Source organism: Shewanella sp. SM87 (genome assembly GCF_025653705.1).
In the GTDB taxonomy this organism is placed as follows: Bacteria; Pseudomonadota; Gammaproteobacteria; order Enterobacterales; family Shewanellaceae; genus Shewanella; species Shewanella oncorhynchi.
Window position 1 is genome coordinate 1 of sequence record NZ_JAKKSC010000034.1, and the last position, 25,697, is coordinate 25,697.

The 25,697-nt window shown below is 46.2% G+C and carries 16 protein-coding genes; 2 read left to right on the forward strand and 14 right to left on the reverse strand.

Annotation, left to right across the window (positions count from 1 at the left end):
- The 5 genes from L5M11_RS20135 to L5M11_RS20155 form a co-directional block, all read right to left on the reverse strand.
- Window positions 1-157: transposase (locus L5M11_RS20135; RefSeq protein WP_263193085.1), on the reverse strand; the 157-nt coding region annotated here is incomplete at its 3' end.
- A gap of 77 nt (window positions 158-234) precedes the next feature.
- On the reverse strand, window positions 235-1,224 hold the full coding sequence (locus L5M11_RS20140; RefSeq protein WP_263193068.1) for a P-loop ATPase, Sll1717 family: 990 nt from the start codon (window positions 1,222-1,224) through the stop codon (window positions 235-237).
- Window positions 1,225-1,645: 421 nt separating this feature from the next.
- Window positions 1,646-2,113, reverse strand: coding sequence for a DUF6386 family protein (locus L5M11_RS20145; protein WP_251071031.1), 468 nt, complete (start codon window positions 2,111-2,113; stop codon window positions 1,646-1,648).
- A 121-nt stretch (window positions 2,114-2,234) separates the two neighbouring features.
- Complete coding sequence (locus tag L5M11_RS20150; protein ID WP_113941018.1) at window positions 2,235-3,746, reverse strand: hypothetical protein; 1,512 nt, start codon at window positions 3,744-3,746, stop codon at window positions 2,235-2,237.
- Window positions 3,747-4,134: 388 nt separating this feature from the next.
- The gene (locus L5M11_RS20155) at window positions 4,135-5,490 is read right to left on the reverse strand and encodes an MATE family efflux transporter (RefSeq protein ID WP_263193069.1); all 1,356 of its coding nucleotides are present in this window, start codon (window positions 5,488-5,490) and stop codon (window positions 4,135-4,137) included.
- Window positions 5,491-5,891: 401 nt separating this feature from the next.
- On the opposite strand from L5M11_RS20155, the gene L5M11_RS20160 reads away from it, so the two are divergent.
- Window positions 5,892-7,433 carry an MFS transporter gene (locus L5M11_RS20160; protein ID WP_028760700.1) on the forward strand — a complete coding sequence of 514 codons (1,542 nt, stop codon included), beginning with the start codon at window positions 5,892-5,894 and terminating at the stop codon, window positions 7,431-7,433.
- 100 nt (window positions 7,434-7,533) lie between these two features.
- Here L5M11_RS20160 and L5M11_RS20165 read toward each other — a convergent pair whose 3' ends face one another.
- Window positions 7,534-8,058, reverse strand: coding sequence for a DUF3087 domain-containing protein (locus L5M11_RS20165; RefSeq protein ID WP_219250127.1), 525 nt, complete (start codon window positions 8,056-8,058; stop codon window positions 7,534-7,536).
- A gap of 384 nt (window positions 8,059-8,442) precedes the next feature.
- Here L5M11_RS20165 and L5M11_RS20170 point away from each other — a divergent pair, with 384 nt between their 5' ends.
- Window positions 8,443-9,204: a substrate-binding periplasmic protein gene (locus L5M11_RS20170; RefSeq protein ID WP_263140379.1), complete on the forward strand. Its 762-nt coding sequence runs from the start codon at window positions 8,443-8,445 to the stop codon at window positions 9,202-9,204.
- 79 nt (window positions 9,205-9,283) lie between these two features.
- Here L5M11_RS20170 and L5M11_RS20175 read toward each other — a convergent pair whose 3' ends face one another.
- The 8 genes from L5M11_RS20175 to glgB all read right to left on the reverse strand — a co-directional run bounded on the left by L5M11_RS20175 (window position 9,284) and on the right by glgB (window position 25,582).
- Window positions 9,284-10,390, reverse strand: a complete 1,107-nt coding sequence (locus tag L5M11_RS20175) for a CobW family GTP-binding protein (protein ID WP_263140381.1) — start codon at window positions 10,388-10,390, stop codon at window positions 9,284-9,286.
- A 312-nt stretch (window positions 10,391-10,702) separates the two neighbouring features.
- On the reverse strand, window positions 10,703-12,121 hold the full coding sequence (locus L5M11_RS20180) for a DEAD/DEAH box helicase (protein ID WP_263193070.1): 1,419 nt from the start codon (window positions 12,119-12,121) through the stop codon (window positions 10,703-10,705).
- 129 nt (window positions 12,122-12,250) lie between these two features.
- Complete coding sequence (locus tag L5M11_RS20185) at window positions 12,251-15,298, reverse strand: EAL domain-containing protein (protein ID WP_263145090.1); 3,048 nt, start codon at window positions 15,296-15,298, stop codon at window positions 12,251-12,253.
- Between the two features lie 128 nt (window positions 15,299-15,426).
- Window positions 15,427-17,046 carry a glycogen synthase gene (locus L5M11_RS20190; protein ID WP_263193071.1) on the reverse strand — a complete coding sequence of 540 codons (1,620 nt, stop codon included), beginning with the start codon at window positions 17,044-17,046 and terminating at the stop codon, window positions 15,427-15,429.
- A 103-nt stretch (window positions 17,047-17,149) separates the two neighbouring features.
- Entirely contained in the window at window positions 17,150-18,412 is a 1,263-nt protein-coding gene (gene glgC, locus L5M11_RS20195) for a glucose-1-phosphate adenylyltransferase (RefSeq protein WP_006085131.1), read from the reverse strand.
- A gap of 193 nt (window positions 18,413-18,605) precedes the next feature.
- Window positions 18,606-21,140, reverse strand: a complete 2,535-nt coding sequence (locus L5M11_RS20200; RefSeq protein WP_263193072.1) for a glycogen/starch/alpha-glucan phosphorylase — start codon at window positions 21,138-21,140, stop codon at window positions 18,606-18,608.
- Entirely contained in the window at window positions 21,133-23,349 is a 2,217-nt protein-coding gene (glgX, locus tag L5M11_RS20205) for a glycogen debranching protein GlgX (RefSeq protein WP_263193073.1), read from the reverse strand. The genes L5M11_RS20200 and glgX overlap by 8 nt, the downstream gene beginning before the upstream one ends.
- Window position 23,350: 1 nt before the next feature.
- Window positions 23,351-25,582: a 1,4-alpha-glucan branching protein GlgB gene (glgB, locus tag L5M11_RS20210; RefSeq protein WP_263193074.1), complete on the reverse strand. Its 2,232-nt coding sequence runs from the start codon at window positions 25,580-25,582 to the stop codon at window positions 23,351-23,353.
- Window positions 25,583-25,697 lie beyond the last annotated feature (115 nt).

Sequence of the window (25,697 nt, forward strand, 5' to 3'; positions counted from 1 at the left end):
TTAGAGGTAAATCTCGCCAAGGGATACCTGTTCTAAGGCGGTAAAGAATACCTTCGAATGTTTGTCTATGTTCAGGTTTGTCATAAACACGGCCTGTGCTTTTCATTAAATGAAATAGCTTTTCCCAGCGTGCATCGGTTAGCATAAGTCTTGGCATGGCTTGAGGTTATGGTTACTTTTGGCGAAGCAAATTATAACGTCTTGCCATGCTGTCTAAAAATTACTCTCGAAAGATCAACAGACCCTAGTAATATAATCAAATGGGCTCATACTTTTTCGCTGCCGATCGCCATATTTTACTCCGCCAAGCTCAAAAAGCTCCGACCAAATCTGGTTAAACTCTTTCACTTGACCATGTTTGTTGTCAGCTCTTGACAATCTAAATGCTAACATATTCTTTATTGATGCTTCGTCCCACTCCAAGTCAATTTTATAGTCGAGCCACTTTGTTTTATCCGGATCTTGCATTACGTCATATATATCGTCACGAATAAAAACAACTGGATAGAACTTATGTTTTGGAAATTTCGCTCTAACATCTTGAGCAGCTTTAAACAAGCTAGTTAATAACTCTGTATATTGCTTGTGCTTCTCTAGCGACATTATATCCTTGTAATCCTCATCTAACTCATCAAACATGACCAGATATTTATCAGCCCCAATTTGCTGTGAAAGAAATTTTTCTAAAATATCTACACGTTGTGTCCAGTCAGGATTAACATATTCAATAGTTTCTTTGTTATTTCCGTAACCTATGCCACTACCAAGAATTTTTATATCAAATTTAACGCCTGTCCACCTTTCTATTGCACTAGGTAATGCATGCTCAATATCATCGTTAAATATTTTCTGAAGTTTTTGGCGTGTTTCTAAGTCAATGGACTGATTGTTCGCCATGAGCTTACACACAGTTGAATAAATCACATATTTCCACAGTGTGATGTATTGGTTTGGCTTGGTGAAACCTGTATCCTGAAGCTCATACAATTTGTTAAACGGGAAGTTTTTAAAAGTTAACTTTACTGATAGAAAATTAGGTTCTGAAAGGGTAACTAAATGCTCGCTTATTGCTGTTTTCCCTGTTCCTTTTCTGCCTACAATGTATAGTTTTTGCCCCTTTAATATGCGAGAAACCACTCTAGTGTGGTAAAAATATCTCTCACTATCTTCCAGCTTAGCTTCCAACTTCCATTCTTCGATTGCTTCCAATAATTCAATGCTCATAACTTTCCCAGTAATAGAAATTCAGAATAATGTGATTTTCCAAATACAACTAACGTCTTAGTATTTATGCGCTGCGCTGTTTGCAGGGCATAAATCGCGTGTTGGACTTGGCCGCTGCCACATCCGTGTAAATGGGTATGAATGATGCTATAGGAATTTGCTTTTTTGCGGTAGCGGTTTTTTATAAAGTTTGATGGGTAATCACTTGATATCGTTTTAGCTTTATCATTCTGTTTAGCTCACTTGTTGGAATCGCTTTTAGCTAAACGAACAGTGCAATGGGGAGTTAAGATTGGCATTGTTGCAACTGTGACCTTCTAAAATAAGGATATTTTAATCGAGCCCTCAGTGATGCTTCTTATTTAATAAAGGGGCGGCTTTTTACTGGGGTAGATAAATAGACTGCAAATAAATAAGCCGCTTAAAGTAATGGGCTAGACGTAAACTCGTTTAGTACATCTTCTGAGGTTGACTCATATTCAACCACCAGTTTATGGGGTGTAAGCCGATACACTCTCACCTCAATATTCCCTCGCACAGCATAAATTAAAGCGCCGCCATAGGTTGTTTCAGGCCCAAGATCTCCTGCTGGAACTTGCTCGGCGGCGCCAATATACAGGCACCCTGACAATACTGTTAAGTTTGCAGAGAGATAATTCGAATTGAGCCCAGCCTCACCTAGCTTACGGAAAATTTCAACCTCATAACAGCCATCGGCGCCAAGTCCTACGAATAGCACATGACCTTGATTGATTTCCAAAATTTCGTCACTCGGCACAGACCACCAATCAGCCGTATCTTCACAGCGATGAGTTAATGCCGCGGGATCAAATATCGCCATTGTGGCGGTATCTGTGTCAAACCGAGTTGTTGTATAGGGTTTACTCATCATCCTTGCCCACTAACAGAAATGATTCTGACTACCTGTTTTATCCTTGATAACTCCAAATCTAAAATAGAAAAATCGCCATAATTTTAGGCCGTTACTACCACTTACTTACAACAATCCTTTACATAAACGCTTTGGTGAATGCTTCTTTCGACTGACGAATGTAATTACGGGCGCTTTTGGCGTGCTGCTCCCACACGGCGCGATCGCTAGGATCGGTAAAGGGGTTTTGCTCGGCGGCAATTGAGCGCTCAAATTTGTCGTAGAAGGTCAGCATGGCCGAAGTGATCTGATTAAAACGTTCCTTGAACTCTTGAAATTCATCAATCTTCTCAGTGGTTTTAATCATGTACTGCACTAACTCTGCATTGCTGTTCGAAGCCAATAGCGCCTCAGCTTTAGCACTGATATTGGCACTCGCCTCAGCAATCACCAGCGCGCGTGCCTGCTCGTCTTTACTCATCACTCGGCTGTAATTTTCAGGTGTACGGGCAATACTGGCATGCTGTAAGTAACTGCGCAGATGCTTGTCGAGATCCTTACGGAAATTATCTAAGTTCTTCTGCATACTGACTAAATCATTGTCGAGTGCAGTGACTTGTTGCAGTTCTTTTTCGATTTCAGACATAAACCGTTCGGCCTGCTGATAAATTTTCAGGCCATTTTCTTCAGCAAACTTTTTATCACTACGGCTTAAGTCACTGTTGTCATAATTAGAGCGATCAAAAGTCGCAGCTAAGAATGACTTAAAGGGTTCGGCAAAGGCGGAATACGCACCGGCACTAACCACGTTTAAGGTGGCAGTAGCTAAGTCACCAAAGGGTTTCACCATAGAGCCTAAACGCGCCTGTTGGAGAGGCGATGCCACACGTTTAGCGTCAGTTAAAACCGACCTAAAGGTGTTATATCCCATAGGGTTAGACATTTTATTGCGCTCAGACGTCGCCAACACAAAGGTGATACTTGAATAAATAGCATTCGAGTACTCGAGGTATTGTCTTTGGCTCTCGAGCTGGGCGGCATAATTTTTACCTAAAGTACGAAATGACTCAGACTGCACTTCGTAATTCTTATCAGCTTTCAGCTTATCTAAAATCCCGCCGATAATTTTCTGCTCATTTTTTTGCAGGGCCATATCAAGGCGAATTTTACCTAAGCTCAAATCGTCCAAACTGATAGGGCCATTAATGGCCTCAATATCAAGACGGATATATTGGCGACTCGGATCATCAATAGACACTCGGTGTGCTAAATATTCGTTAGCCCCAGGGGTGATATCGATTAAAGCAACATGCTGCCACTGGGCATCGAGCTTTAATACCGGAGAGGTCAATACATTGATTCGATATTGGGTTTGAGTATTCTGGGTTTTGACCCAAAACTCTAATAGACCCGCTTCAGAAATAGGGTACTTACTGACGATACTGCTATTGCCTTCGACGCAAAGCAGCGCACTTTCACCTGTGTGAGGTTCAGCGCCTTCAAATTGACAACCCATGATCCACGACCAAGGTTGAGATAAACGATTGCCTTCGAAGTCGCTGGCAAACACTAACTCATTCTCTTTGGCACTGGCATTAACTGTCGTTAACACGCCAAGCAACAGCATAGAAATGACTGCAGTGGTGCGCATAAGGGCCTCATAAAACATAAATTACTAAAATCAACGAGCGAGTCATTCGGCTCAATACCCAGTCATATCAACAATCAATCGACCCAAAAGCCTAAGCGAACTCAGTCTGTTAATTGAGGGCTATAGCCTCGGCTCAACAGCACGCTTGGATAAGTCATTTTTGATTGCAGATTAAACCAGCGAAATGTACCAGAGGCCATCATCCCACGCTAGCCCTAAGTCATGTTTAACGACGAAAGATATGTGGGCAATTACAATCGGGGCCATTAATCGCCCCAATTGTAAAATTTACGTAAAACTAAACACTTATGCCACAGCTACAGGTTACTTGCCTCGCCCCTTGTCTTGTCAATATATCAGGCGAAACCAATACAGCCCAAAGCAAGGATTAATGCAAACGTGCCTCGACTCGCTTCATGGCGTAAAACATCCATATCGTCAAGATAGTGCTACAGGTCGCGAGCGACACCCACACACCAATCACGCCGAACGCCCATGCAAAGCAGTAGATGATCGCAGCGATAAGAATAAGCTTAGCGCCCGTCAGCATAGAAGCTTGTTTCGAACAGTTAATCGCTTGGAAGAAACTCGCACCGACTAAGATTAAGCCTTCCATAGGCAAGCCCCAAAAATACCAGCGCATACCTTCAATCGCCACTGGTGTTAAATTCGGATTATCACCGGCAAACAAATACACTAACCATTCAGGGCGAGAATAAATCAGCGCTAAACCTAAAGCTGCGGTGAGTAACGTCATACCAAAGGCAATATTGCGCGCTTGTTTAACCCTGTCAAAACGCCCAGCTCCCGCGTTGAAGCTATAAATAGGTTGAGTACCAAGCGCAATGCCCTCAAAAATCAGATAGAAAAACGCTTCTGTGTAACTCACCACACCATAGGCAGCCACATGTAATGGACCGCCAACCCACAAAAAAGCCGTATTATGCAGGGTTAACACTATCGACAAATACAGATTCATCAAAAAGCTGGGGAAACCAACGCGGGCTATATTAAGGCAATTATCGAGCTTGAGCTTCATCTGCTCAAAAGTGATTTTAAGCTGAGTGCGCGGACTGAAAAAATGCTGTAAACACAAAAGCCCCGTTATCGCCTGCGACAACATAGTCGCAATCGCTGCACCTGCTAAACCAAAGGGGAAAACCACAATAAACAGCCAGTCTAAGAAAGTGTTTAATACACCACCCAAAATCAGCACCCAAGTCACCATGGATGGCCTGCCATCATTACGCAGCAGTGTGGTGAAGGTCATTGAAATTATGGGGAAATGACACAGTGCAAAATACCAGAATAAGTATTCGTTAGCATTTTCGAGCATCTCCCCTTGCGCCCCAAGGGCAACCAAAATATCTCGCGAGAATATCCCACCAACAAGGGCAAAAAAGCATCCCGTTAATAAACATAACGTAAAGGCATTACCCAGTAGTTTACGGGCCTTGACTACATTACCTTGGCCAAGATTGATTGACACTAATGCCGCGCTACCCATACCTATCATGGCGCCAATAGCGTATAAAATCGCACCTACAGGGTAAGCTAGCATCATCCCCGCCAGCCCTGTTTCACCTAAATAGTGGCCAACAAAGATGCCATCAATTGTCACATATACGCCCGTCACCAACATAGAGGCTATGGTGGGTATGGTATAGCGCCAAAAAAGCTTCGCAATCGGCTCCTCGAGCAAGCTCATATCCGCAGGAGCATGATTAGATGTTGTTGCTGTCATTAGCGTTTCTCACAAAAAGGGGGGGCTAGAGTCGTATCTATCTAGAAAAATGATCGGGTGAACAAAAATGCGACAATGGATTGTACCTAAAAATAGCGAGAACTCAAAGCATGTTCATTGTGAATAATTAACAATAAAGATTAATTATCACAATGACTTAAGCAGAAACAGTCCAATTTCAGCCAAATGACAAACTCAGTACAGTTCAATAACAGATGTGGGTTAATTCATCATTTTCTGCTACTTTTTTGGTGTTTAAGGCCGAATTAGGTAAAGTATCCGTTCAAGCAAGCCCATTAACGTATTTAAGCAAGATGAAATCATTAACTTTATAAATTTAAGCTTTTGATAATTAATGGGTTAAACAGAAATAAATTCAATAACAATAATAAGGGAAGGACATGAGTCAGAATAGTCCAAATGCAGGCAACGATCTGCGAGAAGTCAAACAGCTCGGCATGTGGGCCTCCATTACTAGCTTAGGTTATGTGTTTTGGTTAGTTGGCGGTATGGAGTTAGTCGAGCGTATCGCCTACTACGGTGTTAAAGCCAGTGCTGGGCTGTACGCTAAAGCGCCAGAGTCTGCGGGCGGCCTTGGGATCAGCCTGAGTGACTACGGCATTATTATTTCCCTCTGGGCGATCATGCAAACCTTTGTGCCCGTGTTCACCGGTGGCATGTCTGACCGAGTGGGCTACAAAGAAACCATCTTCGGCTCCACCATCATTAAAATCTTTGGCTATCTCGTCATGGCATTCTTCCCCAGCTTTTGGGGCTTCCTTGTCGGTGCATTACTCCTTGCCATAGGCACAGGGATATTTAAACCGGGCATTCAAGGCACCTTAGTGCTGTCCACTAATCGCAACAACACTTCAATGGCTTGGGGCATTTTTTACCAAGTTGTAAACATTGGCGGTTTCCTCGGGCCCTTGGTTGCTGTGCATATGCGCCAATTGTCTTGGGACAATGTATTTTTCGCCTGCGCCGCAATTATCTCACTCAACTTCTTATTCTTACTCACCTATACCGAGCCTGGTAAAGCCGAGCGACTGGAACGCAATAAGCAAATAAAATCGGGTGAAGTCGAACAAGAATCCCTGTGGCGTGATGCTTGGCGCGAGCTGAAAAAGCCGATTGTGATCTACTATATGCTCGTTTTTTCAGGATTTTGGTTCTTGTTCAATGCCCTATTCGATGTGCTGCCTATCCATATTTCCGAATGGGTCGATACCAGCGTAATCGTCACCTCTCTCTTTGGCAGCGAAGGCACCAGTAACGGCATTCTACAATTTTGGCTTGGCCTCAATAACGAAGGCACTAAGGTGATGCCCGAGGGCATGCTAAACCTCAATGCGGGCCTGATCATGACCTGCTGCTTTATCGTTGCGGCGCTGACGGCTAAATACCGTATTACTACCGCTATGTTTATTGGTTGTTTGCTGAGTATTTTAGCTTTTGTGTTTATCGGTGCTTTCCATGCGGCATGGTTTATCGTATTCGCGATTGCCATGTTCTCCATTGGCGAAATGATGATTAGCCCGAAGAAAAACGAGTTTATGGGTAATATTGCTCCCGAAGGCAAAAAAGCCATGTACTTAGGATTTGTGATGCTGCCCCAAGGGATCGGCTGGGGATTAGAAGGCTACTTTGGCCCTAAACTCTACGAGATTTATGCATCAAAGGAATTGTTTTCACGGGATTTATTGCTAGAGCGCGGCATGAATAGCACTGAGGTCAGCGCCATTCCCCAAGGTGAAGCCTTTACCACTTTGGTGAGTTACACAGGTGAAAACGCACACGATCTCACCCAACTGCTATACCACAGCCATAACATTGGCATGGCGTGGTACATCATCGCCGCCATAGGGACTATCTCAGCGGTAGGGATTTACATCTATGGTAAGTGGTTACTCACACTACAAAGAGCCCAGCAAGCCGCCTAAGTGAAACTCGCTGACCTCATTCTGGGCAAGGACGACAAAGACAAGATAAGGGCTAGATGATGGCAAGGTGAGGAGCGATCCTCATCTTACCTCATCAGTATCAGAAAGATCTTGTCAGCAACTCAGGCGTAAATTGTTCGGGCGACAGCAATAAGCCTAGGCTTTCGATTTGTGCATTCAAACGATTGAGATCTTGAGTCAGCGCCGGCAAGGTTAGCGTATTGTCATCGAGCTCATACACTTGCCTTAAACTAGTGTAATAAAACAGCAATATAATCAAAGCATTCACATCATTTTGCGCCGCAGCGGCTTTAATCTTTATCAACTTGCGATAGATACGATTATGGAGTTGCTTTAATTGCCACACATAATAAATTTCGCTGAAGAAGGATTTATCCTTCAAGTTGTAAATCACTGCGCTACACAGACCCAGACTGAAAATCACCCCTAAGAGATTCAAATGGAAATTACCTGTAGGCTCACCTGGCACAGGCGTCGCCCCAAACAGCGCAATGAGTCCAGTACCAAAAATCAGCGATAACACGACTAAGCTAACAACTAGAATCACAATGAATAAATTCATATTTTTACGATACAAGGTTTTATCTATTTCCTGCAGCTTCATAACATCCCGCTCAAATAAACCGCCCAGCATTGGCGTATAAATCAATCAATGGCAGAGCATACCGCAATCCCCTTTATTCGGCCTTAACTGATTTAAACGCATAACTAAAATACATTTCTCATTCTCACTTACAAACGATACAAATTGAAACTTTTAGGCGTAACTAAGCAGGCTGAGGGATAGGATGATGTATCGATTGAAGATCAACGGCTTAATGCCCTTACGATTAATCTTCCATTTATTTCAAAACATTAAAATGTTAACGTGCAATCAAATCTGAGTAAAATTTGCTAACCTTAACCCTAGTGAATTGCATAACGATATCGCCGCTTTTACGAGAGACAGTGTTCTAACCTTCCGCATTCAAACCACACAAGGAATGCCATGATACTCAGCAAAGGCTTTGCACAAGTCGTCCTTTTGGTGCTCAGCAGCCTTTGCTTGACTGCACAGGCCAAAGATCTGCTCGCAGTGGGTTCGAGTTTCAGTCAAATTTTTGAACTACAAGCCAATGGCGAATATACCGGCTTAGGTGTCGATATTTTGAATCGCTTCGCCCAGCAGCAAAGTGTGAACATTCACTATCAAATTACCCCATGGCGCCGCGCTATCTCTATGGTTGAACGTGGCCAAGCGGATATTCTTATTGGTCCCTACGATACCCCAGAACGTAATGCCAACTTGGTTTTTGCGGCGAAGGCATTTTACCGCGATGATATGGTGTTTTATGCTCGGGCAGACAATGAAATAGTGTGGAATGGCGACTATGCCAGTATTAAAACGCAACGGATTGGAAAAATGCAGGGTTGGAGTTATGGCACACGGTTTACTGAACAAACTAAATCATTAAATATCAATGAATTTGTCGATATTAAAAGTGGCATAGAACGGCTTTCGCGGGGTGATTTAGATTTACTCGCCACCAATAGTCGCAATACCAATGCAGTGCTCGCCCAAATCAAAATCCCTAAAGCAATTACGCCAATCATGCCGATAATCGATGTGCGAGACGGCTTTATGGCTTTTCCGAAACAAGCTAAATTTGATCCGCTAAGAATTCGTTTTGACAGCTTCTTCGAGGAGATGATCCAAAATGGCACACTCACGACACTCGGCCAAAAATACCGCGTGACCTTGCCTTACTGAGCCGGCCTTACTATTCCCACCAAATCTGACCCCTCTTACCTATGCTCACACCTGTAATAAAGAGTGATGGGGAACTCTGTTAGCTAAGACAAGCAATCAACTGCAGCTCAATCTCGTTCCAATTGACGTCGTCCATGGTAATCATTTCTAGTCTGGAATCTAAGGTGTCATCGAGTTCAACCACAGTAAACTCATGGTCAATCCAGTTAAATCCCGCAATTCCATCAGTAGTGATCATCACGGCCTTTAATCTAAGCAACACTTGCCCAACGTTGGATGACTGAGCTTGCCGCTGAATAAAATCCATTAATTTATCAAAATCAAATTCTTGACTCGGTTCAAACACCCAGCCGCAGCTAAAACAACCTTCACCTTGATTCTGCTTTCGCACTATACCGCGATCATCAAAATCAAGTGCGGCTTCGATTGCACCTTCGGCAAAGAGGCTCAACTCACTCAAGCGAGAACCACCAGCACGAAACAAGCTTGGGGCCGTCGTCGGTAGGCTGCCCAGCTTTAGGCCAGCGCTAGCATGCCCATTTATATTGAGTGACACGCGCCTTAGTTGGTTAAGATAGTCCAGCAAAGCGCTAGGTAAAGGCTGTTGATTAGAGTGGCTCACTACAGGAATATCAGTACGTTCAATATGGCTTAAATAAGTCTGCAATTCATAGAGTAACTTAGTATTTTCAGCATCATACAAGTCAGACTTAGTTGCGATGATCACATCGGCCACTTGCAACTGTTGAATAAAATTTGCATGTTCGCGATAGCGAGGATCGTGGATCTTACGCGCGTCCACCAAACATAGGGTGCTACGCAGTGAAATCACATTCTGATAATGGGGCGCACTCAGTACTTTAATGATTTCATTAGGATGCCCAAGCCCAGTCGGTTCAATCAATAAGCGGTCAGGTTTCGCTTTCGCAATCAACTGATTGATGGCCACTTGTGTCGGTACGCCCGCGGCGCAGCACATACAGCCACCCGCAACCTCACGAATTTGTATGCCGTTATCGGAGGAATTAAGTAACCCCGCATCAATGCCGACCTCACCGAATTCATTGACCAGCACTGCCCAAATTTCATCCGCGGGTTTAGTCGCCAGCAATTGCTTAATCAGAGAGGTTTTACCTACACCTAAAAAACCTGTAATGATATTGGTGGGAATCGCTTTGATAATCATAAGGAAACTCGCTCGAATAGAAAGCTTAGCGCTCGAGTGTAGAAGTATTGGCTTTGAAGCTCAACAAAAAGCGCATCGGTGAGGATGCGCTTTTAGAATCGCGACAGACTATGTAGCAAAATATGCAACTGACTATTCAACAGTCTAATCAACAGTCAAATCAACAAACTAGGCAACCGTTAGACGGCTAAACTAATAAGCACTTTGCACTTATTTGCCTTGATTGTTGGGCTTAGCTTATTTTGACTTAGCTTATTTTGACTTAGCTTATTTTGACTTAGCTTATTTTGACTTAGCTTATTTTGACTTAGCCTATTTTGACTTATTTGCGCGAGAGCCAAAACCTGACTTATTGCTCACCAAATTCGACTTAGGTTTAGTTGCATTAAACGGCTTACCTGAGCCAGAAGCTGGCTTAGCACGGCTAGAGGATTTCTCTGCACCTGCTTTGCTGTCCAGCGCTTTACCTTTCGCGTACTTCCCTTGACGAGACTGACCAATAGTACGATCCTGCGGCGCCTTATGGCTCCACTTTCCAATAGGCTTAATCGGTGCCGCGGGCACATCACGGTAACGGGCAGGCAAAGGCGTGCCTTCTTCATAACCCGGTTGTACCGACACGGGCAGTTTCTGCTCAATCAAGGCTTCAATTTCAGCGAGCATTTCATCGTCAGAAGGTGAAACAAACGAAATCGCGCGACCCGTTAATCCTGCTCGGCCAGTACGACCAATACGATGGATATAGTCTTCGGCGAGGAAAGGTAATTCAAGGTTGATCACCATAGGCAAGGCATGAATGTCTAAACCACGAGCGGCCACATCGGTCGCCACCAGCACCCGCAATTTACCGGCTTTAAACTCTTCCAACACCCGATTACGGGCGCCTTGTGTTTTATCGCCGTGGAATACACCTGCGGCTATGCCATCCAGCTTTAATTCTTGTAACAAATGCTCGGCGCTTTCTTTCGTGCTGGCAAACACCAGCACTTGGCGCCAATTGTTGCGGCCAACGAGTTCTGACAACAGCTCGGCTTTACGACGTTTATCAACGCGATAGACTTCCTGCACAACTGTGGATGCGGTAGTCGTGTCAGCAACATTCACCCACTGAGGTTCATTCAGCATTTTCTCGGCGAGTTGTTTGACAGCATCGCTATATGTGGCTGAAAACAACATGGTTTGATGCTGCGGCGCAATTAAGCGTTTCACTTTTTCAATGTCGCGCACAAAACCCATGTCTAGCATACGGTCGGCTTCGTCGATCACTAATGTGGTAACGCTCGACAAATCTAACTGGAATTGGCCAATAATGTCGAATAAACGACCAGGAGTTGCCACCAAAATATCAACGCCCTGCTCTACCCCTTTACGCTGGGGATTCATGTTGGCGCCACCGTAAACAGCTAAGGTTTTCAGTGGTAGGAACTGGCTGTATTTTTGGATATTTTCGCAGACTTGAATCGCAAGTTCACGGGTTGGTGTCATCACCAACGCGCGTAAAATCGGTTTATCATTGCTGTCGCTTGTTAAAGACTCAGCCGCCAACTTTTCAAGTACAGGCAGAGCAAAAGAAGCAGTCTTACCTGTACCCGTTTGGGCGCAGGCCATAATGTCTTTGCCTTCAAAGGCAAGCGGGATCACTTTCTCTTGCACTTGAGTGAGTTGCTGATAGCCACACTCAGTTATCGCATTCAAAATAGGAGAAGATAAACCGAGTGTTTCAAATTTCATAGGGACTCTTTAGCTAAGTAGTAAAACTTTGATGCGAGGTGATACTCAATGCCCCAACGCGGGGCCGCGGAGTCTAGCAAAATCCGCGGCGTTTTTATAGGCAATTATCGCCACTAAGTTAATATCTCCTCAGACATGGGAGACTAAAAGCGGATCCTGTAAGTATTTTTGGCTAAATTCACCCGCAGGCACAGGTCTTGAGAACAAGTAACCTTGGCCGTAGTCACAGCCTGCAGCCAACAAGACTAGCCGCTGCGCATCGGTTTCGACACCTTCGGCAATCACCTTCATTCCCAACTTGTGGGCCATCACGATAATCGCCTCGCAGAGAATTTGATCGTTTGAATCGGTATCGATATGGCGGGTAAAAGATTGATCAATTTTAAGATAATCAATGTCAAACTTTTTCAAATAGGCAAGTGACGAATAGCCAGTACCAAAATCGTCCAGCGACACTTGCACACCCGCATCGCGGTAGGCCAGTAGTTTTTCGGTTACACCCATACTGGCATCCAATAACAAGCCTTCGGTAATTTCAACGCACACGCCCGCGCCTGTAATATTAAGATCTTGCAATAACTTCAACCAATCATTGAGCAGCGTGCCTTCATCACGAAATTGGATTGGGGATTTATTGACGCTGATTTGGATTTCAACCCCTAATTCATGACGCCACGCCGCACTCTGGCGAGCGGCTTGCTCGAACACCCAATTGCCGATTTCAACAATCAAGCCGGTGTCTTCTGCCACAGGAATAAACTCAGCAGGCGACACAGCACCACGCTCCGCATGATGCCAGCGGATCAAGGCTTCAGCCTTAGTCACTTCACCCGTTGCTAAGGCAACAATCGGCTGATAATGCAGTTCAAATTCTTTATTCACGACCGCTTGACGTAAGTCTTGAATCAAGCGCATGCGGTATTTGGCGTATTCCTGCATCGATGGGGTGAAATAGTTGAAGCGATTACGCCCTTGATCTTTCGCCGCATACATAGCCTGATCCGCATGCTTGAGAAGCCCTTCAATACTGGTAGAGTCATCGGGATATAAAGTAATCCCAATACTGACGCTGATATAAGCGGTTTCTTCCCCTAACACATAGGGTTCGGCAATTCGTCGCAAAATATTCTCGGCGACGCGCTCAATCCCCTTATGGTCTTCCATCGAACTTAACACCACAGTAAATTCATCGCCGCCAAGACGCGCCACGACGTCGGCATCACGCACACAGGATTTCAATCGACTCGCGGTTTCTATCAACAGTAAATCGCCCATGGCATGGCCTAAGGTGTCATTCACTTCTTTAAAGAAATCTAAGTCTAAGAACAATAAGGCAAAGTGATTACGATTGCGGTCGGCATTTTTCACTTCGCTGCTTAAATACTCCAACAACATGCGCCGATTAGGCAACCCCGTCAGCGTATCGTAGTTAGCCTGTTTCCAAATCAGATGTTCATTTTGCTTCTTATCGGTAATGTCTGAGAACAGGGCAACACGTCGATAGGGATGGCCTTCTTTGTCATTAATGGTATTGATGGTTAACCAGATGACATATTCTTCGCCGTTTTTACGCCGCTGCCACATTTCCCCCTGCCATTGGCCTTTCTCGCGAATATCATTATTCATTTTGGTGTAAAAATCGCGGCCATTGAGGTCACAATAAAGCAGCCGAATATGTTGGTCCCGCACTTCAAATTCGCGATAACCCGTCATCACACTAAAGGCAGCATTGACGGTAATAATCACGCCCTTTTCATCGAGGACACTCATGGCTTCAGAGCTGTTATCGTAAACCAGTGCCGACAACTTTAAGGATTCTTCGATAAGTTTTGCGTCGGTAATATCGGTATAGGTTCCACACATACGCAGAGCATTGTTGTTTGCATCTCTGCTCACGACTTTACCCGTATCAAGGATCCACCGCACCTTACGGTTTACGGTATTTAAGCGGTACTCCATCTTATGTTGCGCCGTTTCGCCACGAATATGGGCCTCAATCGAATGCAGCACTTTAGGCCTGTCTTCGGCGACTATCGCATCCATCCATTGGCGACTATTAGCGTTGAGCATATCAACATCGCAGCCTAGAATATCGGCGCTGCGGGCGTTACGTTCGATACGATCATTACGAATATCCCAATCCCACACCCCAAGATCGCTACTGCTTAACACCAGTTCGAGTTGTTCACGGCTAGCGAGCACCTCTTGGTCAGCAATGGCCTGTGAGGTGATATCTAAATATCCAGCAATAACAAGCAACACGGCATTATTACCACCACGCTTACAGGCGACAGTCATATGGGTGTAAACCACGCTACCGTCTTTAACGATAAAACGTTTATCCATCTCGTAATTATCGATATCCCCCCGCAGCATAAGCTCAAATTTCAGGGCATCCGCTTCTAAATCATCGGGATGAGTAATTTGTGCCCACGTCATCCGTAGCAATTCAGCTTCTGAATACTTGAGCATTTGACATAACCGTGGATTCACCTTTATCCACTTTTGATCTATCCCCGTTATTGCAATACCAATATTGCCCGCGTTGAATTGGCTCCGAAAAAGGAAATCATCCTGCAGACGAATTTGTTCATCACGCTCTAATTCAAAACGTCGCGATAACAAGCGGCTCAATAGCCAAGTCGCTATCGGGAAAATGGTCAATACTGGGAGGGTCACTTTGGCGAGCAATGGCATTGCTATGCCATCGGGTAAAAATAAGAACCACAACAACATCACGATATGAACTGTATAGGCAAAGAGAAAAATTTCTCCACCTGAAATATTGGCTAACAGAGACTTACGATATTGACGCCAGATCACCCCGATTAACCCGGATGACACTATCACGCCGACGCCAATCCATATACCAGCGCCACCGATACTGATGCGATACAGCGCCGTCATCACGACAGCAACTAAGGTCGGTAAACCACCGAAAAATAGACCAGAAATACAGAGAATAACCGAACGGGTATCAAAGAAAACGCCAGGCAAATATACCCAAGGCGTACTCATAATAGTGATACCAATACCACCGATGAGCATCCCAATAATGATGCGCCACAGTAAAAAATACTGCCGCTGGTGTTTTTTAGGGATCACATCGTACAAAAATACCAACGCCAGCAATAAAGCCGCATTTTGTACTAACGGAAAGAGAATACCTTTATCCATAACTCAGAGAGCGACTCCAAAAATGAGGGGGCTTGATACCATTTTAACATTCCCCCACAAGTGTAGCAGAATCACTTAGAAATCATGCGTTAATTCCTTTTGCCGCATCACACTTTGGACTTACCACATTACATTTTGCAATAGAGTTGTTGACGATATTGCTCTGCAATAGAATGCCAGTCAAAACGCTGTGCCATGGCCGCAGCACGCACATGTGGCCATGTTTTCCCCTCGAAACAAGCAATGGCTTGCACCAACCTTTGCAGAAACGCTTCGGCCTGCTCATTTAAGCTATTGCCGTTAAAAGCAAAACCATTAACGCCATCCTCAACGGTATCCTTTAAACCGCCTACACTATGCACTAAGCATGGCTGTCCCGCGCGCATGGCCAACATTTGACTGATGCCACAGGGCTCAAAGGAGCTTGGCATCAAAAATAGATCGCCATGCTGATACAGTGCTTCGGATAACGCCTCGTTGTATCCTTGCAAAAATAATAGGTTATCGTATTTAGCCCCTAACGCTTGGAAAGACTTAGCAATCGATGCATCGCCACTGCCGAGTAAAATCAGCAGTGCCGTCGGTTTTGTCTGCTTCAACGCGTTAAGTAAGGTTTCAAGCACAGATAAACCCGAGGGCAATTGATGGCGCAGCAGTAAGACTTTTTGATCGGTCAAGCGGCCCACCGAAGTCAATAACAGACTCGGTACTTGCTCCGCCATCGCTTGACGCCAATGGGCTTGAGTGCGGGCAAAAGCAATCATGTCCACGCCACTCACTTGCGTTTGATGCCCCTGCCATTGCACTAACGCAGTTTCAATCGCACTGAGCAATTGCTTGAACTCGGGTACTTGAATACGCGCAGGTGGCTTAGCGGGTAAATCCGATACTGACGAATATACACAGCCATTTAAAATCCCCACCACTTTGTCATCATTGGCCTTGGCCTGTAAGTCTTGCTCTAACCCTTCACCACCAAAAAATCCCGCTTCGGGTCTGGAGGGCTGCAACACTTCCTTGGCATAACTGGGTGAGACTAAATGCACTTTGTCGCTTAACACTATGCCCATGCGCATAGGGTTAACACAGTAGGGATAACGGGGATCAGTAATTAACTGTTTTTGCCCCAGCGTCAAAGTGGCAAACAGCTCGGGAAACCAAGCCGCAAAGGAGGATGAGTCTTGGCTTAAGGGACGTATCCCCTGTAGTGCAAGATTGTGGATAGAGAACACACACTCAATTTCTTTGAGAACACTGAACTCAGGCACGAATGCTCTTAACATGGCTAAGCACCCCGCATGCCAGTCATGTAAATGCAGCACAGCCGGCATAGGCACTCGGCTAGTAACTAATGCTGTCGCGACGCTCGCGCAAAGGAAAGCAAACTTAGTCGCATCGTCGGCGAAAGGACGCTCGACACTGCCTTGGCTATAAATCTGCCCAGGTACGGATTGCCATAATGCATGTTCGAGCAAATAAATAATCGCCTCTGGCACATGGGGATGGGGCATGGAAAACAAATGCACCCGCTCCAATCGACCACCAAAGGCCACAGTTAACTCACCCAGATCTTGGGGTTGATTCGCTACCGCAGTCAAAAAGCCATAGCTTGGCATGATCACATCGGCGCACAAATCAACACCCGCCAGAGCGGCGGGTAAATCACGGATGACATCCGCCATACCGCCAACCTTGGCGCCCGCAAGGGCACCGTTTTCAGCCGCGACCATCAAAATGCGTTGTTTCAATTAATTGGATACTCCCGCTACTTCAACTGTGCAGCTTTTATTAAGCTGCCTATACCTAAGCCATTTTTACTTTAATGATCAATTTACTTTAATGATCAAAGCACTATTCATAGCCTACAGGCAAACCTAGCATGTCACGGGTCACTAAAGTCACGCCTTTTTCGGACACCCTAAAGCCTTTGGCTCTGTCGTGATCATGGTTATAACCTATTACCATGCCTTCGGGAATAATGCAGCCACGGTCAAGTATCGCATTCTTGATTTTGCAATGGCGCAGCACGACTACATCGGGTAGCACTACTGAATCTTCAACCAACGAATAAGAACAAACGCGTACCTCGTTAAACAATACGCTACGGCGCACTGTCGCCCCCGAAATAATACAACCGCCCGAAACAATCGAGTCCAGCGCCATACCGCGTCGGTCATCGTCATCAAACACAAATTTAGCGGGTGGTAATTGTTCTTGGAAAGTCCAAATTGGCCATTTCGCATCGTACAAATTCAGTGCTGGCGTAGGCGATAACAGTTCCATATTCGCTTGCCAGAAAGAATCTAGCGTACCCACATCGCGCCAATAGGCTTGCTCATTTGGGAAAGCACTCTTAAAGGGATAGGCAAACACATTATGTTTTTCGATGATCGCAGGAATAATATCCTTACCAAAATCCCGATCTGAGCTTTCATTTAAGGCATCTTTCTTGAGCTGGTCAAACAAAAACTCTGTGTTAAACACATAGTTGCCCATAGATGCTAAACACATTTCAGGATTACCCGGAGAATGCTTAGGTTGCAGCGGCTTTTCTTCAAAGCCTAAAATGCGCATCTCTTCATCGACTTCCATCACCCCAAACGAACCCGCAGCTTCGGCAATCGGCACTTCAAGACAAGAGACTGTCATATCTGCACCCGACTCGGCATGGGCGGCTAATAACCCAGCATAATCCATGCGATACACGTGATCGCCAGACAACACCATCACGTATTTAGGCAGCTCGTGGCGAATGATATCGATATTTTGAAATACCGCATCGGCCGTGCCTTGGTACCAGTTTTCCGAATAGCGTTGTGAAGCGGGTAAAATCTCCACCGACTCGCCCAGCTCCTTCTTAAAATGGCCCCAACCGCGCATCACATGGCGGATCAAGGAATGCGACTTGTACTGTGTGACCACACCCACGCGACGAATACCCGAGTTGATACAATTTGAGAGCGGGAAATCGATAATACGAAACTTACCACCGAAATACAGTGCAGGTTTAGCACGCCAATCCGTGAGTTCATGCAAGCGAGACCCGCGCCCACCAGCTAAAATCAACGCATAGGTTTCACGAGTTAAATTACTGATATAACGAACATTAGACATAGGCTCTTACTCCGAAATCGGCAAACTGATTGCCCATAAATGGCTTATTGATACGGCAGACACTGCCGTACTCCCCTGAGTATTCCTCACTTGCATTCCCCATTCCTTCCATTGATTACTGCATTCCTTTCAAACACTTAACCTTCTATACTAGTCAGCTATAACAAGAGACTTATAACCCAGAGCCCAGCCCTTACAGTTTCCAAATTTCATCGCGATAACCCGCGATCGTCACATCACTCGAAAAACGTCCGCTGGCGGCGGTATTGCGAATACTCATCTGCGTCCACACCTGCGGATCTTTATAGGCCCGCGCCACGGCTTCTTGCACGACTCGATAACTGTCAAAGTCGGCGGCCGTCATCCATTGATCGTCGCTACTTTCGATGGCGGCAATAATGGGATCGAAAATCCCCGGCTCCAGCAGATTGAAGTGACCACTTTTGAGTAACTTCATCACCTCAGATAACGCCGGTGAATCGTCAATAATGCTACGCGGATGATAGTGGTTACGTACCTGCGAGACCTGCTCCGCATTGAGTCCAAACAGGAAGAAGTTCTCTGAACCCACTTCCTCTAACATCTCGATATTGGCGCCATCCATAGTGCCAATCGTCAGGGCGCCGTTCATCATGAACTTCATATTGCCCGTGCCCGATGCTTCTTTACCCGCGGTCGAAATTTGCTCGGACAAATCCGTTCCTGGGCAGATTTTTTCCATGGCGCTGACGTTGTAATTGGGTAAGAAAGCAAAACGTAGGTAAGGCGTCACCAAAGGATCGGAATTGACCATGTGGGCGACATTGCTGGCGAGCTTGATGATCAACTTAGCCATAAAGTAACCGGGCGCCGCTTTACCGCCGATCAATACACAACGTGGCACCATGTTTTCGGTGTGGCCTTGCTGGATCTGATGATAGAGATGAATCACATGCAATATGTTGAGTAACTGACGTTTATATTCGTGAATACGCTTCACTTGCACGTCAAACAGCATAGCCGGATCGAACTCAACCCCACATTCCTTAACAATCATCTTAGCCAGCAAAACCTTGTTGGCTTGCTTCACATCACGCCATTTTTGGATAAACGCATTGTCCTGTGTGAGGGCATTGAGCGCCGTTAACTGGCTTAAGTCTGTCACCCATTCTTGACCTAAATGGGCGGTCAGTAACTTAGCTAAGGCAGGGTTACAATGGGCAAGCCAACGCCTTGGCGTCACACCATTGGTACGGTTATTAAACTTATGCGGCCACAACTCATAGAAATCCTTAAACAACCCAGATTTGAGTAGTTGCGTGTGTAAACCCGCGACACCGTTGACCGAGAAACTCGCCACAATCGCCAAATACGCCATACGTACATGGGGATGTGGACCATCTTGAATAATTGACATACTCGCCAATTTCTCACTATTTCCAGGCCAATGGTGGGCGACTATATCTAAGTAACGGGCGTTGATTTCATAAATGATTTCTAAGATGCGTGGCAACATTTGCGCCATCATACGCACGGGCCAACGCTCTAGTGCTTCGGGCAACAGGGTATGGTTAGTGTAAGCCATGGTCTGACTGGTGATCGCCCACGCACTGTCCCATTCCAAACCGTATTCGTCGATCAATAACCGCATTAACTCAGGCACGGCAATGCTAGGGTGAGTGTCATTCAACTGCATGACATTTTTAGCGGCAAACTGCGTAAAATCATGACCATGACGACTCACCCAACGTTTTAGCAAATCTTGCAAACTGGCGGAGGATAAAAAGTATTGCTGACGTAATCGCAGCTCTTTGCCGTTCTCGCTCGCATCATTGGGATAGAGCACCATAGTGATCTGCTCGGCCAAGTTTTTACGGGCCACGGCTTCTGTGTAGTCGCCTTGGTTAAACTCAGCTAAATCAAAGTCATCGGTCGCTTCGGCCTTCCACAATCTCAGGGTATTTACCCGTCCATTACGATAACCGGGAACTGGCATATCATAGGCGACGGCGAGCACATCTTGGGTTTCAACCCAAATAATGTGCCTGCGACCCTGTTTATCGACATAGGATTCTGTGTGGCCAAAAAACGGCACAGTCACGTTGTGGGTCGGCACGCGCACTTCCCACGGATTGCCTTCGCGCAACCAACGGTCAGGGCGTTCAACTTGGTAACCGTCGACTATCTTCTGGGCGAACATGCCATATTCGTAACGTATGCCATAGCCTGTCACGGATAAGTCCATGCTGGCGCAGCTATCGAGGAAACACGCGGCTAATCGACCTAGGCCGCCGTTGCCTAAACCAGCATCATGTTCGGCCTCTTCTAACTCTTCTAACGATACCGCATAGTTGCTCAAGGCATCACGGCTATCTTGTTGCAAATCTAAACTCAGTAGTGCATTACCTAGCGCCCGGCCCATCAAAAATTCGAGGGATAAATACGCCACTTGCTTGCGCTTAAAATGGCTGTCATCCACTCGAGTCTGACGCCAATTATCTAGCATCTGTTCTTTCACGCTGTATGCTAACGCTTGAAATAATTCGCAGCTCACGCCTTCGCCACGGCTGAGTCCATAACGTAAATGGCGCTCAAAGGAAGCGGGCAAAGCATCGCAGGGTTCACAAGGCTCAGCGGCTTTAGACTTAGTCTGACGCTTAGCGGGCGCCTTCTTGCTCGCTGCTTTTGACTGAGCTAGTGTTACTGGTTTTTCGCTGGTATTGGGGCTCAGCTCGCTTTTGTCACTCATAGTTAATTCCTTCATTTCCTATAAAATCAGCATGAAAAAGCATGAGACTACGATCTTGCAGTAAGTATCGCGTCGCAGAGATCTGAACATCCAGCGGCTCAGTTTGGGTATGAATAAGGCATTGCCACGGACTCAAGTGCTCGAAAGTCGGCAGGGTAAAAGCGAGAGGATTGTCGTCGGCATTAACCATCAACAGCAAAGCTTGCTGCTTGCCTTGATCTTCTAAATCACCGGAAAGCACCACAGACAAACTGCGGCACATAGATTCGGTCCACAAGCTCTTGGTCATTTGTTCACCTTGGCGACTAAACCAATCTAATCGAGTACCAATATCGGCTAAGGATTCAGCCAATAACTGTTCGTGAATGAAGCGCTTAGCACATAACAGCGGGAAACGTTTCCGCAGGGCAATAAGCTGTTGAGTAAAGGCCAACAGCTCAGTGTCCATGCCCTTTGCCGACCAATCAAACCAGTTCAGTTCATTGTCTTGGCAATAGGCATTATTGTTGCCTTGCTGAGTGCGGCCCGTCTCATCACCGCTCAACAACATAGGCACACCTTGAGATAAAAATAGCGTAGTCAATAAGTTACGTTGTTGACGACTGCGAAGTGCCAGAATTGAGCTATCTTCGGTTTCCCCTTCAATCCCATAATGATGGCTAAAGTTTTCTTGGTGACCATCGCGGTTATCCTCCCCATTTGCCAAGTTATGGCGCTGGGTATAACTCACTAAGTCTTTAAGGGTAAAACCGTCGTGACTGGTTAAAAAATTAAGACTAGTCGCAGGTGGACGGCCACTGTGCTCAAAAAAATCCCCCGAGCCGTGAAAACGCCGAGCAAATTCGGGCAACATGCTGTGATCGCCGCGCCAAAAGCGGCGCATAGTGTCTCTATATCTGTCGTTCCATTCACTAAAAGCCACGGGGAAATTGCCCAATTGATAACCACCGGGGCCGATATCCCAAGGCTCAGCAATTAATTTCACTCGGCACAAAACAGGGTCTTGCAACAGCGCATCGAAGAAACCTGAGCCGGGATCAAAACCATAGGCCTCGCGACCTAAGCAAGCCGCCAAGTCGAAGCGAAACCCATCGACGCCCATGATTTCTACCCAATAACGCAGCGAATCCAGCACTAGCTGTAACATGCGTGGATGATTGATATTTAAAGTGTTTCCGCAACCCGTATCATTAATGTAAAAACGCTTATCGTTCGGATGCAGACGGTAATAACTGAGATTATCTATGCCACGAAAACTAAAGGTAGGCCCAAGGCGACTCCCCTCGGCGCTGTGGTTATAGACCACATCGAGGATCACTTCGATACCTGCGCCGTGAAGTGCATCCACCATGGCCCGAAACTCACCAATATCGTCGGATGACAGATAACTCGGCTCAGGGGCAAAAAAGCCGATACTGTTGTAACCCCAATAGTTAGTGAGCTTTTTCTCGAGCAAAAATGGCTCAGTGAAAAAGGCCTGTACGGGAAGTAACTCGACACACGTCACCCCAAGTTCGGCCAAATAATCGATAGCAGGCTGAGTCGCTAAGCCCGCAAAGGTGGCACGTTTATGGGGTTCAATCTCAGGATGCGCCGCCGTAAAGCCTTTAACGTGCATCTCATAAATGATGCTGCGCTCTAGGGGTTTGGGCTGAAACCTCGACGCAAGGGGCTGAATCGACTGCTTGGCAGCTATCTCGATTAATGGACGAATGTCCACGACCTTGCATTTTGGCACATAGGCAGCGTTATCTAACTTGCTGAAAGATAAGTCTTCATCCATGTGGTTCAGCTCGTAACCATAGTTAGACTCATGGTCGCGATATTCACCGACGAGCTGGCGCGCATAGGGGTCGAGCAATAATTTATTGGGGTTAAATCTGTGACCAAGCTGAGGCTCATAGGAGCCATAAACGCGATAACCGTAGAGTTGCCCCGCCTTAAGCCCTTGCACAAACACATGCCAGATTTGCTGGGTTTGTTCAGTTAACGCAATACGCGCGACTTCTTGCTCGCCATTGTCATCAAATAAACATAACTCGACCGCTGTGGCGTTAGCTGAAAATAACGCAAAGTTGACGCCATCGCCCTCAACATTAGCACCGAGCGGAAAAGGCTCACCTACTCCTAACGCCCATTTTTCGCTTTGAAATGGGTAGTTTTTAGCGTCAGGGTTGAGCTTAATATCATCAGCCGTGGGCTTTTGCATGCTAGTTCGCCTCAGCCAATCCAGTTGCAGGCCCTATCACTAGGCAGCCCAAGGGCGGCACAGTGATCAGCGCGCTCTGCGCCATCCCCTGCCACGGCAGCGGCTCAGCAACGACAGTGCCCGCATTACCTTGGTTACTGCCACCATATATCTGGCTATCGCTATTAAGATATTCGCGGTAATCCCCCGCCAAAGGCAAACCAATACGGAACCCAGTGTGCAATTGAGGCGTCATGTTGATGACAAACACTAACGGCGCATCACCTGCTAAACCGTAACGCACAAAGGTAAAAATGCTGTCGCGGCTATTCTCACAATCTAGCCAACTAAATCCTGCGCCCTCGTAATCTTGAACCGATAAGGCTGGCATTTTTTGATATAAGTGATTGAGATCTTTAAGCCAACGCTGGACGCCTTGGTGCGGCTCGTAAGCCAATAAGTGCCAATCTAAACTCTGGTTATGGTTCCACTCATTTCGCTGACCAAACTCGCAGCCCATAAAGAGTAATTTCTTACCTGGGTGTCCCCACATAAAACCGTAATAGGCACGCAGAGTTGCAAATTTCTGCCAATCATCACCAGGAATTTTATGCAGCAACGACCCCTTGCCATGGACCACTTCATCGTGACTCACGGACAACATAAATTGCTCGGTATAGGCGTACATTAAACTGAAGGTCAATTGATGATGGTGGAATTGGCGGTAAAGCGGGTCACGGCCTAAGTAGCTTAAGCTGTCGTTCATCCAGCCCATATTCCACTTAAAACCAAAGCCGAGACCTTGCTGATCCGTCGGCTTAGTCACCCCCGCAAAAGCGGTGGACTCTTCGGCAATCATGCAAATGCCGGGGAAAGCTTGGTACAAGCGTTGATTCAAAATTTGTAAGAAACTGATGGCCTCGAGATTCTCCCGTCCACCATAGGCATTAGGCAGCCATTGGCCCGGCTCGCGGCTGTAATCGAGATACAACATAGAAGACACGGCATCGAGACGCAGGCCATCAAAGTGGAACTCCCGCAGCCAGTAACAGGCATTACTCAACAAGAAGCTGCGCACTTCACCGCGATCATAGTTATAAATTAGGGTATCCCAATCGGGATGTGTACCCTTGCGAGGATCTTCATGCTCATACAGACATGTGCCATCGAAACGCACTAAGCCGTGGGGATCCTTAGGGAAATGCGCCGACACCCAATCGAGGATAATACCAATCCCCGCCTGATGGCAGGCATCCACAAAGGCCTTTAACCCATTGGCATCACCAAATCTGTGGGTAGGCGCATAGAGACCCACAGGCTGATATCCCCACGAACCATCAAAGGGAAACTCGCTGATCGGCATCAGTTCGATGTGGGTAAAGCCTTGCTCCTTCACATAGGGAATAAGCTGTTCAATCAAGTCTTGATAATCAAGATATTGCTCGCCTTGCTCTCCCTTACGACGCCACGAACCTAAGTGCACTTCGTAGGCCGACATGGGCGCTTTATGCCAAGCAGTCGCCGCTCGCTTACTCATCCAAGCGGTATCATTCCAGCTATGGTGGGCTTTTTTGGGCACGATAGAAGCATTGTGGGGCGCGCATTCCATTTGGGTTGCCATGGGATCGGATTTAGTATGGCGCTCACCATTTTGATAAACCAAATCAAACTTATAGTGTGCACCTTCAGCCACATTGGGTAAAAATAGCTCCCATAAACCATTGGCAATATGTTGGCGCATCACATGGCGAGTATCGTCCCAATGGTTAAAATCTCCCACCACAGAAACCCGCTTAGCATTGGGTGCCCACACACAAAAATGCACACCTTCAACGCCTTGGGTTTGACGCCAGTTGGCACCTAAAAATTCATAGGCTCGCTCGGCGCTGCCTTCACCAAACAGGTAAATATCGTCACTATTGAGCAGTGAATCAAACTGATAAGGGTCGACTATATCTAACTGACACAGGGGATATTCCACCCGTAGCAAGTAGAGAAACGGCTTGACGCGTCGTCCCAGAGTGCCGGCGAACAGTCCCTGCTCGTTGACTTTGTCCAGACTCGCCACTTTGCGGCCATCTTTAATGCTGATCACATCCACATTGAGGGCATTGCGAAAAAAACAACGAACAATTAATGCCTTACCCTCGTTGGCACTGTGCATACCTAAGAGCGAAAAAACATCAGTGTATTGACCATTAAGTAAGGCGACGTCGGCACCATCGTAGAAATAGGCATTGGCTTGAGTCATCATTTTTCTTCCGTTTATCAGTCAATTAAACTTGCAAATTGGCACTCTTTACCCACATAACACCCCCTAATAATCTAATCTTTAGGGATGGCATAATGTGGTGCGACTTAGGCAGCCT